Source organism: Chitinophaga sp. Ak27 (genome assembly GCF_012726295.1).
Lineage (GTDB): Bacteria > Bacteroidota > Bacteroidia > Chitinophagales > Chitinophagaceae > Chitinophaga.
Window position 1 is genome coordinate 1,302,114 of the sequence record NZ_JABAOB010000001.1, and the last position, 14,613, is coordinate 1,316,726.

The following is a 14,613-nucleotide window of genomic DNA, read 5'->3' on the forward strand; positions in this document are numbered from 1 at the left end:
CATACGAACAACCGCTTATGGACATACAGGCTATAAAAAACAGGTTTGGCATTATTGGTAGTAGTCCCGCACTCAACTACGCATTGCAGGTGGCTGTTCAGGTAGCCAATACCGACCTTACAGTGCTGATTAACGGAGAAAGTGGGGTGGGTAAGGAAGTATTTTCCCAGATCATTCATTCCCTGAGTGCACGCAAACACAATCCCTTTATTGCGGTGAACTGCGGCGCTATCCCGGAAGGAACTATCGATTCAGAGCTTTTCGGCCATGAAAAAGGATCTTTTACCGGTGCGGTAGACAGCCGTAAAGGTTACTTCGAAACCGTTAACGGCGGCACTATCTTCCTCGATGAAATCGGGGAAATGCCTATGGGCACTCAGGCCCGCCTGTTGCGTGTATTGGAAACCGGCGAATATATCCGGGTGGGTTCCTCCAAAGTACAGAAAACAGATGTGCGCGTAGTAGCCGCTACTAACCGCGATTTGCTGGAACGTACCCAACAGGGCAAATTCCGGGAAGACCTGTATTATCGTCTCAACACCGTGCCTATCCGCGTCCCCGCCCTGCGCGACCGTAAAGAAGATATTCCCCTGTTATTCAGAAAATTCTCGGTAGACTTCTCCGAAAAATATAAAACACCTTCTATTCAACTGGATGAAGAAGCCCGTAATATATTGGTGAACTATCCCTGGAGAGGTAATATCCGCGAACTGAAAAATATTGCAGAACAGATTTCCGTGTTATCATCCGATAAACTGGTAACTGCCAACGACCTGAAACGTTTCCTGCCCGACCAGCCGGAAGTAAACCGTTTACCAATGCTGGCCGCGCCACAGCAGCAAAACAGCGATTTCGCCAGCGAAAGGGATATCCTGTATAAACTGTTCTTCGACATGAAGAAAGATGTAACTGAGGTAAAGAAAATGTTCTTCGATATCCTGCAGAATCCTAATATGGCGCATGCAGCAGAGTATCACCCAGAGAACAACCATGTACTGCATAGTTTCCCTGCCACTACGGATCTGGGTACGCCATCAGGCAGCAACATCGCCACGGCACAACCCATTATCATCTCTGATAATAAAATTGATCATCACGAAGAAGTAGAAGAAACATTGTCTATTGCCGATAAAGAAAAAGAACTCATTGTAAAAGCGCTGAAAAAACATAAGGGCAAACGTAAAGATGCCGCGCTGGACCTGGGTATTTCGGAAAGAACCCTTTACCGCAAACTCAAAGAATATAACATCGCAGAATAAACGAATTAATATCAGCACTACAATGATAAAAAGTATTAAAACATGGCTGTCAGTAGCTATGCTGGCGGTATCCACAGCAGGGTGCAGCGTGAAATATTCAGCTACCGGCGCCAGTATAGACCAGGGCGCTTCTACGGTGAACGTGCGCTTTATTGAAAACAGGGCGCCGATCAACAACCCTACCCTGAGCCAGAAACTGACCCAGAAGCTGCGCGATAAAATCACGTCACAAACCCGCCTGACGCAGATCAACGAGAACGCACCGAAAGCCGATTACGAATTCAAAGCTACTATCACCGGTTATTCCTTCTCCAACGCGGCAGTTACCAATGTTGACCAGGCAGCTACTTCCCGTTTGAACGTGACCGTTAATGTTGTATTCATTAAACGAATAGGCGATAAAAAAGGATTTACCCAGTCATTTTCCCGCTCTGCTGAATTCAAGGCTACCCAGCTGCCCAGCACCGTGGAAAACGGACTGCTGGATGATCAGATCATCCCGGGTATCACAGATGATATCTTCAACAGGGCTTTTGCGAACTGGTAACGGGTAACTCATTTTTTATTACATTAGTAACCTATGACGGTAAACAGGATTATATCGCATGTGTTTCTACAGCCTTCCCTGCAACAGGTAGACGAAGCTGTAATGGAGCAGCTCGTGGCAGATCACCCTTATTTTGCTGCAGGCAGGCTGTTACTGGCCAAAAAAGTATACCAGCAAACCGGCAATCTTCAGGGCGACGCCGTGAAAAAAGCGCTGTTGTATACCGACCAGCCCCATTATGTCTACCAGTTGATTACGGGTGATATGCCGGAAAACACGCTTCCGGAAGAAGATGCTACCACCTCCATCGCCGCGGAAATAGCACAAGACATTGCAGCATTACCTGTAGTAGAAGACCGTCTTGCGCCCGTAATCCCCGAAGATGCCCTGCCACAGCAGGAACCGGAGCATACGATGGCCGCTATCCACAACGGTACGGAAATCCCGGCACCGGAAGCTACTACTGCTGTCACCACCGAAACCGTCATACCGGGAGAAAGCATTACAGCCACCATAGCTGAAGAAATAGCACAGGAAACGACCTTACCAGTAGTGGAAGACCGCATTGCACCCGTAATTCCGGAAGATGCCCTGCCACAACAGGACATTATTCACCATACACCACTTGCCGTGGCCGACTTTGAACAGGATACCCATGTGCATCCTGCAAATGCCTCCACGGTGATGCCCCCTCCTGCGCCGGTTGACCTGCCGGTAGCGGAAGAAGAAGATCCTTCTCCGGGGCCTATTAAAATATTCCCATTGGCAGTAGATACAACAGAAACGGAACTTACTTTCCAGCCTTTATACACCGACGACTATTTCGCTTATAAACGATTGAAAAATCCGGAAGAAGCAGATGAATTAAGCATACAAGGCGCCGCAGAAATGAGAAGCTTTACTTCCTGGCTGCGGCAGATGAAAGACAACTTTGTAGGTAAAACCAGCAAAGACTGGTACCAGCAACAGCTGCACCGCATTTATGAAGAAGATGAAGAACCGGAAGTGTCTGAAACCGTAGAGAAAATGGCCATGAATTCTATTGTTTTCAACAATGACATCGTTTCAGAAACCCTGGCAGAGATATGGATACGCCAGCACCAATATGGCAACGCGATTAAGATATATCAAAAATTAAGTTTGCTTAATCCCGACAAAAACGCTTATTTTGCGCAAAAGATATTAGAATTAAAGTCACTAACAGACAAAAAATAAACAATAATTTCTATGTTGATAATTTTCGGTATCCTGATCATATTAGCCTGTGTGTTGTTAGGCTTCTTTGTGCTGATCCAGAACCCTAAAGGTGGCGGATTATCCGGCAGCTTCGGTGGTGTTGGTAATCAGGTGATTGGGGTGCGTCAGACTACTGACGTGTTGGAAAAAGGTACCTGGATCCTGGCGGTAGTGATCGCATTACTCTGCCTGACAGCTCCTTTCTTCATTGGTAAAACCAGTAAAGTACAAACAATGGCTCCCAGTGCAATAGAAAAAGCAGCTGGTGGTCAACCTGTAGTACCACAGGCTCCGGCTCAGCAACCTGCTGGCACTCCGGCTCCTGCCCCTGCTCCTGCACAGAAATAAATAACATATTGAATAATAATATTTAAAACCTCGCCGTTAAAAGCGAGGTTTTTTTTAATGGCGACTGACAGAGTATATTGAAAAACCAGCTGATAGCGCGCATTCGCCCCACTCTAATGTCCAACACTATCTATGGCAAAAAAAAACAAACAACCCAGCTCAAAGTCTGTCTGGATAAGGCGAATACTGGTTATTGCCGGCTGCTTGCTGGCCGGAGCACTGGTATATATCTCCTACCGCGTATTTGGCCCCAATACCAAGGCTTTTGGCGATAGCAAATACTTCTATGTCCGTACTAACAGCACCTACGCCAATGTATTGGATGGACTGGAAGAACAAGGCATTATACGCAACCGCAACAGCTTCAATTGGGTAGCTCAACGGCTGGATTATCCTTCCCGGGTAAAGGCTGGCCGGTATAAGATTAACCGGGGAATGAGCAATTTCGATATCGCCCGCATGCTGCGCTCCGGGAAACAGTCACCCGTAGACCTGGTCATCAATAAAATACGCACTAAAGACGATTTTGTCAGGAAGATAGCCAACAACCTGGAAGCCGATTCAACCGTGTTGCGCTCCCTGATGGCCGATGCGGTATACCTTCGTCAATTTGGCCTCGATACCAATACCGTGATGTGTGGAGTACTGCCTGATACATACGAATTTTACTGGAATACAGGCGCGGAAGCCGTCTTCAAAAAACTGGAAAAAGCCAGGATGGCTTTTTGGACAGATGATCGAAAAGAAAAAGCCTCCAAACTGGGCCTGTCTATCAATGAAGTCACCATACTGGCTTCCATAGTGGAAGAGGAATCGAATAAAAACGATGAAAAGCCCCTGATTTCCAGCGTATACCTGAACCGCTACCGTAAAGGTATGCGCCTGCAGGCCGATCCTACCGTGAAGTTTGCCTTGCAGGACTTCGGATTGAAACGGATAAGGGAAAATCATACCCTGTTCGATTCTCCGTATAATACTTACCGTTATAGCGGATTTCCTCCCGGCCCTATCTGTACCCCTTCAGAAAAAACATTAAATGCCGTATTAAACACACCTGACACAGATTACCTGTATTTTTGCGCCAGGTCCGATTTCTCCGGTTACCATGCCTTTGCAGCCACCTACGAAGAGCACCTGGTGAATGCCAGGAAATACCAGGCAGAACTAAATAAAAGAGGATTCTAACAAATACTATATTTAATTATTCCCTTATTTTAACAGCAACAAACGCCGTTGAAATAAGGGAATAATCAATTTTAAAAAATAAACTTGCCGTTCAAGCCCGAAAACATCATCCTACATTCCCGCCCCTACCGCCGGCTGGTGGAAAGGACTAAAACCCTTATCCTGCCGGGATTTGAAGGGCTACCCTTGTATGATGTGCTTAAACACTTCGGACAGGAAACCAAAAACAGGGGCCTGGGCGACCGCGCCAGGGCCATCTCTTTCAACTTTCTGCTGGCCATTCCACCCTTCTTCATCTTCCTTTTTACCCTGGTACCTTATATCCCGGTAAAAAATATAGAGCCTACCCTCTATGACCTAGCCCAGGATCTGACACCCAACTACAATACCTACATGATCGTGAGGGGAATGATCCACGATTTTCTGTATACCCACCGTAATGGATTGCTCTCCATCGCATTCCTGATGGGTTTCTTTTATTCGTCTAACGGCGTCATGGGCATCCTCCGCTCCTTTTCCAAAATACAGGGCGCCGGTTTCCGAAAAAGAAAATGGTGGCAAAACCGGTTAATCGCCCTGCAACTTACTGCCATATTGGTACTACTGATACTAATAACGGTAGCTCTTATAATTGCCCAGGGCACCACGCTCCGCTGGCTATTTAACCTGGTAGGCATTACCAGCGCCCCGCTAAGAAATGTGCTTGATATTGCCAGGTGGGTAGTGATTGTAATGTTATTTTACTCAGTCAACGCAGTACTTTACCGCATTGGCGCCGCTACCACGCGCAAATGGAAATTTATTACCGCCGGCGCTACCGTGGCCACAGTCTGTATGATCCTGGTGACCATCGGCTTCTCCTGGTTCGTTAACAACTTCGGTAACTACAATAAAATCTATGGATCTATCGGTACCATCCTGGTACTCATGCTATGGATCTTCTTCAACTCGTTCTTTCTCCTCGTAGGATTTGAACTAAATGCCAGCATCCGGAGCGTGAGCGATGCAAGACAAGATGAAAAACCCAACACTGCTCCGCTATCCACCAGATAATCAATTTATTATTTTTTTTCACTTGATAATTATTTTTATTTTGTATTTTTCTTCTATATCTTGATATGTTTATTTGACAAACACATGCAAATAACTGTCGCATTTACTATATTTAGTCCGGACCTGAAAACCATTTGTTATGATGAAGGCCACCTTTTATTTATCCTGTTGTACTGTATTACTTTCTTCATTTCAACCTGAACTGGAAACACCGTTAGAGCCGGGCGCCTTATTACCTAAATCCGAGCTCACCTGTACCGACGTGTCAGGCAAGGAAATTTCCCTGAATACAGCCAGACAGGAAAACGGGTTGCTGGTGATCTTTTGCAGCAATAACTGTCCTTATATGCAACGGAACCACGACCGGCTGCGTGAGGTATGTACCTATGCCCGTAAAAACAATATCGGTGTGGTAATGGTCAATTCCAACGAAGCAGCCCGCAATGGCCCGGAATCCTTTGCAGCCATGAAGGAATATGCGGCCAAACAACAATTCAGCTGGTATTATGTGGTAGATAAGAAAGCAGTGCTGGCAGATGCCTTTGATGCCAACCACACTCCTGAATGCTTTTTATTCAATAAGAATAGCCGCCTGACCTATAAGGGTGGGATTGATGACAGCCCGGGGAATGCCGACGCAGTAAAAACACGGCTACTCCATAATGCCATTAATGAAATGCTGACCGGAAAACCGGTAGCAGTAAACACTTCCCATAGCCTGGGTTGTAATATAAAGCGCAACCTATAAGGTATACACACTGTTTTGAAAGCAGCTGTTATGCAGGGCAGTCGCAAAACAGCTGCTTTTTCGTTGCTTTTATTGTCCGACCAGGAATACGGCATTGCTGAACAACAGCTTACCGTTTTCCCAGAAGCTTCTGAATAATGGATTATCTGCCAGGATAATCAACTGACCGCTGCCCATTTCCTTTACCCCGAATAGTAATCCATCTTTCAGCTGCGCCCGGGTATCTGCACCCACAAAACCACTGAGATAGCTGTCTTTCTTCAATACGCCTACATTCCAGCCGCCACTTTCAATGAAATCATACAAATGGGCATCCTGCTTTAGTGTATAATAGTAAGGGCCGTAGCCAAATGCCAGCGGATGAGTTGTGTCCAGTTGTACTTTATAAATAGCACCGGGAACAAATTGGCGGATGCTCTCTCTCTCCCTGTTGGCATAAGGTTTCAGGGCATCGTAGTTGCTCATGGGAATAACTTTTCTCTTGTCTTCTTTCTGTTCTTCTTCTTTTTCTTTCTTCAGTTTTATGCCCCAATCCATGCCGGCCAGTTCCACCGCAGCTCCTTCCAGGGCTATAAGTTTTCCGCCATTATTAATCCATTCTTTCAAACGCTCTGTTGCAACTTTCTCACTGAATAATTTATAACTGCCATCTGGCAAAATGATAACATCTGTCTGTTCCCAGCTCACCTCTCCTATATTCCGTGCATTCACTACCGTTAGCGGGTAGTCCAGCTGCTGTTCAAAAAAATGCCAGATTTCCCCTGTCCCCAGTGAAGAAACGCCATCGCCGGTGAGCAACATTACGTTGGGCTTTTTGATGAACCTGATTTTATCAGAACCAAAGTCAGTTCCTTTATCTACAAAACCGCTGGATACCGCGTCCAGGGATATCTTGAAACGATTGGCCTGGGAGGTAATAAACTGGTCGAACTGGTCGCCATGGGTGGCATTACCGGAGCGGGTGATGATCAGCGTACCAGCAGAGAAGTCTTTTCCAGCAACGCTGAAAGGCGCTTCTGTAAAGCGTACTTTAATATCATGCTGTAATAAGGCAGACAGGAACTTTACATCCCGTATGCTGTTCCATTGGGCCAGGTAGGCATAAGGCTTCTGGGCTGATAACGGCGTGTTATTTCGTATAGTTGCCGTGGTTGCCGCAGGTGTGAGTGGCTGTTTTAGGGCGTAGGAAGTGAGCCCGTAAGCATAGGGCAGCGCCCAAGCAGTAATGTCGTAGGTGACAGAATCTGTCAGGTGGGATACCGGCTCAAACAGTACCCGCAGCATATTGGAGTGAGGCTGAAAGGCGCTGATTACCAGGTCTTCTTTATCGATGGTAAAGGATTCCGTTTTGCCGGTGAAATAGTTAAATCCGCTGGCACTGCCGGTATTGGCGCCATAGCCTATTTCAATGTTATTCCGGCGCAGGAGGTCGGCCAGCGTATTCAGCTTTTCGGTATTACCATTGGCTTTCACTACGTAGGCTTTATAGCCTCCTTGCGGCGTTTTCCGGGCAGCCTGGAAATAATGGGCATATTCTGTGATGATCTTTCCAGCCTGCTGAGAAGCTACTTCGATGGTTGACATCCCTGTGGTAAAATGATGCGCAATACGATCTGATAAGGTCAGGGTATCTCCATCTCTCTTCAGCACGGCCACACCGGCCCTTCCGCTGCCACCTTGCTCATAGGTCATGCCAATAGCCCCGTTGTACATAGGATAGGTATCGCCATAGCTGGGATAGAACAGGTCGAAACGCTCCCTGGTAAAGTACAACCAGCCCTGCTGATCGAAATATTTTGCATTATTGCGGCCTATCAATACCTGTATTTCGCGCTGCCAAGGCGTAATAGCGTCATGGAATGGTTCTGCTGCCGGCGCAAAATAATAAGGTGCTTCTATTTCCTGCTCATGAAAATCGACATGCAGCTGCGGCATCCATTGGTTGTATTTTGCAATCCGTTGTTGCGATTCTTTTTGTGTTTGCCAGGCCCAGTCGCGATTCAGGTCAAAATAGTAGTGATTGGACCTTCCGCCGGGCCAGGGCTCATTATGCTCGCGGGACCAGGCGTATACATTGGGTTTTACCGCGCGGGTGGCATTATAAAAATTTACGTACCGCTCCCGTCCATCGGGGTTCAGGCATGGGTCAATGATGACTACCGTATTTTTCAACCATTGCTGCGTTTGTGCATTGGCGTTATTCACCAGTTCATACAGCGTTTGCATAGCCGCTTCTGTAGATACGGCTTCATTGCCGTGTACATTGTAGCTTAACCATACGATAACCGGCTCTTGGCCGTTGCTGTTGCTGCGGGCGTTGGAAAGATCAAGACTATGTTGCCGGATGTCTTCCAGGCGGCTAAAATTTTCCGGAGAGGCTACAATGGCCATCATCAGGGGCCGGCCTTCGTAAGTGGTACCGTACTGTTCCAGCTTTACATTTTTAGCGGTGGCAGCTACCTGCCTGAAATAGTCGAGTACCCGGTAATGGGGAGTAAACTGGGCTCCCAGGGGATAGCCGAGGAATTGATCTGGGGTAGGTACCTGGGCATGAGTACAAAGAAAGCCCAGCATCACGAACGTCAGTAAAACGAGTCTGCACATAGAAAGCCTGATAATTAGATACTGTAAGGTAGGAATTGTTTTCCGGTTATGGCTGTTTGCATGAATGTTTCCCCGGTTCTCCGGATGATAAATTTTCTATAGTTCGGCGCTTATCTTAATTTAGCTTCAAACACGATACCCATGCGTTTCCTGATCCTGCTCGGACTGGTGGTGTGTACCTGGCAAACCGCCCGTGCCCAACAACCCATAGATGATTTACATCCTTTCGATTATACGATTGAGAAAGACATCAAAGTATTGCATGGCGCTGTTGTATCAGCGCATCCCCTGGCCAGCCGGGTGGGCGCCATGATACTGCAACAGGGAGGGAATGCCATCGATGCCGCCATCGCCACACAGCTGGCGCTGGCAGTGGTATACCCCGGCGCCGGCAATCTTGGCGGCGGTGGGTTCCTGGTAGGGCATCTGAAAAATGGGCGCAATATAGCCATCGACTATCGCGAAACCGCCCCTGCCAAAGCCAGCAGGGATATGTACCTCGACTCAGCCGGCAATCCCATTACCCAGCTTAGCCTGGACGGGCACCTGGCTGCCGGCATCCCCGGCACCGTAGCAGGACTCTTTGCTTCCATGAAATACGCCAAATTGCCTTTTTCCAAACTGATAGCCCCCGCTATCCGGCTGGCAGAGAAAGGATTTGTGATCACCGAAGCAGAGGCCAATGGGCTGAATGCTGCCAGGGCAGACTTCGAAAGATTAAATACAACCAAAACAGCTTTCGTTAAAGAACAACCCTGGAAAGCAGGAGATACCCTCATACAGAAGGAGTTGGCACATACGCTCACGCTTATACGCAATAAAGGGGCGGCAGGATTCTACCAGGGTGAAACCGCCACCAATATCGTAGCTGAAATGAAAAGGGGCCATGGTATCATCTCCCTCCAGGATCTAAAAAGCTATAAGGCCCGCGAAAGAGAAGCCGTGGCCTTTAACTATAAAGGCTATACAATTGTCACCATGCCACTGCCTTCCAGCGGGGGCATCTGCCTGCAACAGCTGATGGGAATGGTGGAAAACTATCCGTTGTCGCAATGGGGCTTCCAATCCCCACAGTCTGTACAATTGATGGTGGAAGCAGAACGCCGTGCTTATGCCGACCGGGCACAATTCCTGGGCGACCCCGACTTTGTTAAAGTACCGGTAGCAAAATTGACTAACAAAAAATACCTGGCCACCCGCATGCAGGACTTTACGCCAGGTAAGGCTGGTTCCAGCGATAAAACCAAAGCTGGCGTACTGCCGGAAAGCGAAGAAACCACCCATCTCAGCGTCATCGATGAAGATGGAAACGCAGTAGCAGTAACCACTACGCTCAATGGGCACTTCGGCAGCAGAACGGTAGTGGGCAAATCCGGCTTTTTGCTCAATAACGAAATGGACGACTTCAGCGTAAAACCCGGCGTACCCAATATGTATGGCCTGGTAGGCACCGAAGCCAATTCCATTGCACCCGCCAAGCGCATGCTCAGCTCCATGACGCCTACCCTGGTATTACAACAAAACCAGGTACTGTACTCCCTGGGCACACCGGGAGGATCTACTATCATCACCTCAGTCTTCCAGGCACTCATTAACACATTGGAATTTGGTATGTCACCGGCAGATGCCATCAATAAGCCCAAATTTCATCACCAGTGGCTGCCAGATGAAATTGCCGTGGAAAAAGACTTCCCCGACAGTACCATCCAGGCGCTGGAAGCCATGGGATATAAGATCAGCAAACGAGGGCCCATAGGTCGCACCGAAATCATTAAAAGAGCTCCTGAGAGCCGCTTCCTGGAAGCGTCTGGCGATAAACGGGGCGATGATAGTGCAGCTGGATACTAAATCAATAACACCCAAATACCTTTTTTATGTCCTTCCAATCCATCTATCTGCAAAGCGTATTAAACCGGCTGGAAACCCACCGGCAGCTAGGCCTGAAAACCATTGAAAGATTAGATACTGCACAACTACACTGGCAACCTGCGGGCGAACCCAACAGCATTGCTCATATTATACAACACCTGCATGGTAACATGCTGTCGCGCTGGACCGATTTTCTGACAACCGATGGAGAAAAACCCAACCGGGACAGGGACCAGGAATTTGAAGAACACGATACTAGTGCCGCTCAGCTGCTGGAACAATGGAATGAAGGCTGGGACTGTATGATGAATGCGATCCGCAGCCTCCAGGAAAGTGATCTCGACAGAACCATTTTTATCCGCAACGAACCACATATCGTGGTAGATGCCATCAACCGCCAGCTGGCGCATGTGCCCTATCACGTAGGCCAGATCGTATATATCGGTAAAATGATTCTCCAGGATAAATGGCAAAGCCTGTCTATCCCCAAAGGAGGATCGGCCGCCTTTAACAAAGCAAAAACAGGGAATAAATAATTCATGAAAATACGTATAGTACTGACCGTTATATCCGGCATAGGAATGATGGCAGCCTGCAAGAGCCAACAGAACAATGAACTGCTAATGAATAAAAAGTGGCGGGTATATGACGTAAAAGTACCGCCCGACGCGCCTATCAGCAACACCCAGTATATCCAGGCGGAAGACCTTAAAAAGACCTACTACCGGGATGCGTACTACCAGTTTCTGAAAGGGAATGTTTTCGTAGCTACCATTGCCGGTAAATCAGATACCGGTAAATATTTTATACTCAGTAACGGCGCCATGATTTCTGTGACCGCTAAAAACGGCGACAGGAAAGTGGAAAACCTGGTGACCATTACAAAGTTAACAGACGACTACTTCGATATGAAAGTAACATCGACCGATTTCCAGTTTATCCTTTGTACCAAAAAAGAATAACACCAGATGCAGTATACAGATCATACGCCCGGCAGAACTACCTTACTGGAAGGCCGGACCTGCCTGTTTTTTTCAGGATTTGCTTACCTTGGATTGCACCAGCAGCCTGCTTTTAAGGCATTGCTGGCACAGGGGGTGGAAAAGTATGGTACCGTTTTCCCGTCCTCCAGGGCAGGCAACATACGGTTATCGCTATACGAAGAAATAGAACATGCGCTTTGTACACTGCTGCATCTACAGTCGGCCGCTGTATTTTCATCCGGCTTCCTCGCCTCCCAGGCGGCCGTGCATTATGCGCTCACCTGCGGTAAACCACTATATGCACCGGATACGCATCCTGCGCTGTGGGGCCTGCCCACCGCACTTCCCCTCGTAACCCGGGAAGAATGGATCCGCCAAACGATTGAACAGGTAAACAGTCACCCGGATCATACCTTTGTGATTATTACCGACGCCGTCAACCCGCTGACCAGCACACGGCACCCTTTTCAATGGCTGCAGGAACTGGAACGCAAAGTGCTGGTAGTAGCCGACGACTCCCATGGCATAGGAATACTTGGCCCGGCAGGAGAAGGCAGTATCCACTTTATGCCTAAAACGCCTCAGGTACATTACCTGCTCACCGCCTCCCTGGCCAAGGCCTACAGCATACAGGGCGGTGTAGTAGCCGGATCGGCCGCAGATATTATGGCCTTAAAAAAGAGCCCTCTTTTTGCAGGCAGCACTCCCATGGCGCCCGCCAATGCCCATGCCTGGCTGCATGCAGGGGAGCTGATACAAAAAATGCGTAAGCTGCTGCAACAAAATATCACACATATGCAGCAAATCATGGCAGATCTTCCGGTGCATAATCCGCATGGGTTACCGGTATTTATCCTGCCACCGGGAGACACACTGGTAAAATCGCTGGAAGACCGCGATATCATTATCTCCAGCTTTCCTTATCCACAGCCACAGAACGTGCCCGTGAACAGGGCTGTAGTATCTGCCCTGCATTTGCGGGAAGACATTACCACGCTGCACCAGTTCCTAAAAGAAATTGTCTGAACCAGGATGACTCCCGGTTCAGACAATCTATATACCATAACGGTATCCTTATCAGATATGCGTTACTTTCGGCAGTTTTATTTCTACTACGTATACGCCTGCTTTCATTAAACGGAAGGCAAACAGCGGATTGGCGCTACCAATCTTATTTGTTAAAGCCGGATCCACCTTTAAAAAAGTAGAAGGAACCCGATAATACATCAGGTAGTTCCAGTTGGTACCTCCGTTGGAATATTTACTCAGCGGGAATGGCGCGATCTCAAAATTACAGATCATGGCCGTATCCGTATACTGGATAGGGTGGAAACGGGCATAGTTCTCGAAAATAGGACGGTCGCCGCGCTTGATGATTTCTCCCTTAGCCGGGTTAAACGGTACGCCATTCTTATCGGTTATTTTCAGGATAACCGATGCACCACTTTCATTCACGCGGGTAATCGTCATCGTAGGCGCTCCCATGGGTATAGTAGCAGAGCCATCATTCGGGAAGAAGTTGCAATTGGCCGTCGTTTCTGTTATCAAAGGTGGATCGACGGTAGTCATGGTAGCAATATTCTTATACACCTTGGATCCCGCCACATTAGACACCTGGATATCATACTCATAAGTAACACCCAATGGCAAACTATCTGTAGCGCCATTGAATATGAACTGGCCGCTCGTCAAAAACACAAATGGTTTCAGATTTTTAAGGGTACGCTTCTTATTCACCTGTTCGATGGTGGTGTCAACGGCAGGATCTACCGACGCCGTATATACGTATACCGGGTACTCCTTATAAAATTCATCTGCATGTTTTTTGGTATCTGCCCTTCTCACATCCAGTAAAGTAATGGTCATCGGCTGTGTGGTACCATCGGCCAGGATAGCGTTGGTTTTCTGGAAGGGATTACCCCGTTGTATGGTAAGAGGATTATCCGGCACATAGAGTCCATCACTCAAAAAACCTTCATCGATCTTTTTACATCCACCTATCAGTACACCCAACAGGATAGCAGGCCCCAGTAATTTTTTCAGGTTATATTTTTCAGACATACTTTTAAGTTTTTTGATAAATGACTATTTCCAGTAAAAGGCATGTTTGTTTTCCAGTACATGTAACACGCCCGTAGTGGTGATAATGCCTGTAGTTTGCAGGATGTTTGTTTTGTCCTTATCCCCGTCGGGGTAGCCATCAGGCAGCGGATCCGGATCCAGCCCATTGATAATCTTAGCTACCGACAGGTAACGCACACCTGAAGAAAGTATATCAGAATAGTCGCCTGATTTTACCTGCTTGAAGGCAAAGCTTTCTCCTACCTTATTCTTATACACCTGGGCTTCCAGCGACAAGTCTGCTCTTACAATCTTGCCGTCAAACATATAAGCCATCAGGGAATCCCGCAGCTCAGGCGCTTTCAAACTATCGATGGTGTATTTAACGTTCTCATCATTTGTGGCCTTTTGCAACTGGAACGTTCGCATCGCCAGGAACGTTTTAATGGAATAATCAGTAGGTGCAATAAAAGTAATATCGCTATTTACCGTTTCCTTTAACCCGGCTTTATCGATCAGCAAAATCAGCGTATCAAACAAAGGATTCGCCTTCAGGTAATCGTAAGTTGTCATTGGTGTATGATCATTGGTGGGGCTGCCTCCAATAAAGTGATCATCCTTTTTACAGGCGGTAAACAACATCGCCAGCAGCAGCATAGCCCATCCGCCCCGGGTAGTATATATTTTCAGTTTGTTCATGTCAATACGTTTGTAAGATTT

General features: G+C 47.5%; 14 protein-coding genes. 11 read left to right on the forward strand and 3 right to left on the reverse strand.

Annotated elements, in window-relative coordinates; all coding sequences use genetic code 11:
* Positions 1 to 17: 17 nt before the first annotated feature.
* From HGH90_RS05075 to HGH90_RS05105, 7 genes are all read left to right on the forward strand, one after another.
* A complete protein-coding gene (locus HGH90_RS05075; protein ID WP_145668130.1) occupies positions 18 to 1,259 on the forward strand; it encodes a sigma-54 interaction domain-containing protein in 1,242 nt (413 codons plus the stop codon).
* Between the two features lie 22 nt (positions 1,260 to 1,281).
* The gene (gene lptE / locus HGH90_RS05080) at positions 1,282 to 1,806 is read left to right on the forward strand and encodes an LPS assembly lipoprotein LptE (protein ID WP_168763943.1); all 525 of its coding nucleotides are present in this window, start codon (positions 1,282 to 1,284) and stop codon (positions 1,804 to 1,806) included.
* Between the two features lie 33 nt (positions 1,807 to 1,839).
* Positions 1,840 to 3,021 (forward strand): hypothetical protein, encoded by a 1,182-nt coding sequence (locus HGH90_RS05085; protein ID WP_168763944.1) that lies wholly within the window; start codon positions 1,840 to 1,842, stop codon positions 3,019 to 3,021.
* A gap of 12 nt (positions 3,022 to 3,033) precedes the next feature.
* Entirely contained in the window at positions 3,034 to 3,390 is a 357-nt protein-coding gene (gene secG, locus HGH90_RS05090) for a preprotein translocase subunit SecG (RefSeq protein ID WP_168763945.1), read from the forward strand.
* A gap of 132 nt (positions 3,391 to 3,522) precedes the next feature.
* Positions 3,523 to 4,575, forward strand: a complete 1,053-nt coding sequence (gene mltG / locus HGH90_RS05095) for an endolytic transglycosylase MltG (protein WP_168763946.1) — start codon at positions 3,523 to 3,525, stop codon at positions 4,573 to 4,575.
* 84 nt (positions 4,576 to 4,659) lie between these two features.
* The gene (locus HGH90_RS05100; RefSeq protein ID WP_169190523.1) at positions 4,660 to 5,628 is read left to right on the forward strand and encodes a YihY/virulence factor BrkB family protein; all 969 of its coding nucleotides are present in this window, start codon (positions 4,660 to 4,662) and stop codon (positions 5,626 to 5,628) included.
* A gap of 139 nt (positions 5,629 to 5,767) precedes the next feature.
* Positions 5,768 to 6,376 carry a redoxin domain-containing protein gene (locus tag HGH90_RS05105; protein WP_248276966.1) on the forward strand — a complete coding sequence of 203 codons (609 nt, stop codon included), beginning with the start codon at positions 5,768 to 5,770 and terminating at the stop codon, positions 6,374 to 6,376.
* A gap of 69 nt (positions 6,377 to 6,445) precedes the next feature.
* On the opposite strand, the gene HGH90_RS05110 is transcribed toward HGH90_RS05105, so the two are convergent.
* A complete protein-coding gene (locus HGH90_RS05110) occupies positions 6,446 to 8,980 on the reverse strand; it encodes a M14 family metallopeptidase (RefSeq protein WP_169190524.1) in 2,535 nt (844 codons plus the stop codon).
* 141 nt (positions 8,981 to 9,121) lie between these two features.
* On the opposite strand from HGH90_RS05110, the gene ggt reads away from it, so the two are divergent.
* Genes ggt through HGH90_RS05130 form a run of 4 tightly spaced genes read left to right on the forward strand, consistent with a single transcriptional unit; the run spans position 9,122 to position 12,858 of the window.
* Positions 9,122 to 10,828, forward strand: a complete 1,707-nt coding sequence (ggt, locus tag HGH90_RS05115; RefSeq protein WP_168763949.1) for a gamma-glutamyltransferase — start codon at positions 9,122 to 9,124, stop codon at positions 10,826 to 10,828.
* A gap of 26 nt (positions 10,829 to 10,854) precedes the next feature.
* A complete protein-coding gene (locus tag HGH90_RS05120; RefSeq protein ID WP_168763950.1) occupies positions 10,855 to 11,385 on the forward strand; it encodes a DUF1572 family protein in 531 nt (176 codons plus the stop codon).
* 3 nt (positions 11,386 to 11,388) lie between these two features.
* A complete protein-coding gene (locus HGH90_RS05125) occupies positions 11,389 to 11,811 on the forward strand; it encodes a hypothetical protein (protein ID WP_168763951.1) in 423 nt (140 codons plus the stop codon).
* A 6-nt stretch (positions 11,812 to 11,817) separates the two neighbouring features.
* A complete protein-coding gene (locus HGH90_RS05130) occupies positions 11,818 to 12,858 on the forward strand; it encodes an aminotransferase class I/II-fold pyridoxal phosphate-dependent enzyme (RefSeq protein WP_169190525.1) in 1,041 nt (346 codons plus the stop codon).
* 51 nt (positions 12,859 to 12,909) lie between these two features.
* On the opposite strand, the gene HGH90_RS05135 is transcribed toward HGH90_RS05130, so the two are convergent.
* Both HGH90_RS05135 and HGH90_RS05140 read right to left on the reverse strand, forming a co-directional pair.
* Positions 12,910 to 13,893: a DUF5007 domain-containing protein gene (locus HGH90_RS05135; protein WP_169190526.1), complete on the reverse strand. Its 984-nt coding sequence runs from the start codon at positions 13,891 to 13,893 to the stop codon at positions 12,910 to 12,912.
* A 24-nt stretch (positions 13,894 to 13,917) separates the two neighbouring features.
* Positions 13,918 to 14,592, reverse strand: a complete 675-nt coding sequence (locus HGH90_RS05140; protein WP_168763954.1) for a hypothetical protein — start codon at positions 14,590 to 14,592, stop codon at positions 13,918 to 13,920.
* Positions 14,593 to 14,613: the final 21 nt, after the last annotated feature.

Excerpts from the sequence above, each read along its gene's own strand:
- HGH90_RS05075 (WP_145668130.1), top strand. The coding sequence starts at position 18 with ATGGACATACAGGCTATAAAAAACAGGTTTGGCATTATTGGTAGTAGT.
- lptE (WP_168763943.1), top strand. The coding sequence starts at position 1,282 with ATGATAAAAAGTATTAAAACATGGCTGTCAGTAGCTATGCTGGCGGTA.
- HGH90_RS05085 (WP_168763944.1), top strand. The coding sequence starts at position 1,840 with ATGACGGTAAACAGGATTATATCGCATGTGTTTCTACAGCCTTCCCTG.
- secG (WP_168763945.1), top strand. The coding sequence starts at position 3,034 with ATGTTGATAATTTTCGGTATCCTGATCATATTAGCCTGTGTGTTGTTA.
- mltG (WP_168763946.1), top strand. The coding sequence starts at position 3,523 with ATGGCAAAAAAAAACAAACAACCCAGCTCAAAGTCTGTCTGGATAAGG.
- HGH90_RS05105 (WP_248276966.1), top strand. The coding sequence starts at position 5,768 with ATGATGAAGGCCACCTTTTATTTATCCTGTTGTACTGTATTACTTTCT.
- HGH90_RS05110 (WP_169190524.1), bottom strand. The coding sequence starts at position 8,980 with ATGTGCAGACTCGTTTTACTGACGTTCGTGATGCTGGGCTTTCTTTGT.
- ggt (WP_168763949.1), top strand. The coding sequence starts at position 9,122 with ATGCGTTTCCTGATCCTGCTCGGACTGGTGGTGTGTACCTGGCAAACC.
- HGH90_RS05120 (WP_168763950.1), top strand. The coding sequence starts at position 10,855 with ATGTCCTTCCAATCCATCTATCTGCAAAGCGTATTAAACCGGCTGGAA.
- HGH90_RS05125 (WP_168763951.1), top strand. The coding sequence starts at position 11,389 with ATGAAAATACGTATAGTACTGACCGTTATATCCGGCATAGGAATGATG.
- HGH90_RS05130 (WP_169190525.1), top strand. The coding sequence starts at position 11,818 with ATGCAGTATACAGATCATACGCCCGGCAGAACTACCTTACTGGAAGGC.
- HGH90_RS05135 (WP_169190526.1), bottom strand. The coding sequence starts at position 13,893 with ATGTCTGAAAAATATAACCTGAAAAAATTACTGGGGCCTGCTATCCTG.
- HGH90_RS05140 (WP_168763954.1), bottom strand. The coding sequence starts at position 14,592 with ATGAACAAACTGAAAATATATACTACCCGGGGCGGATGGGCTATGCTG.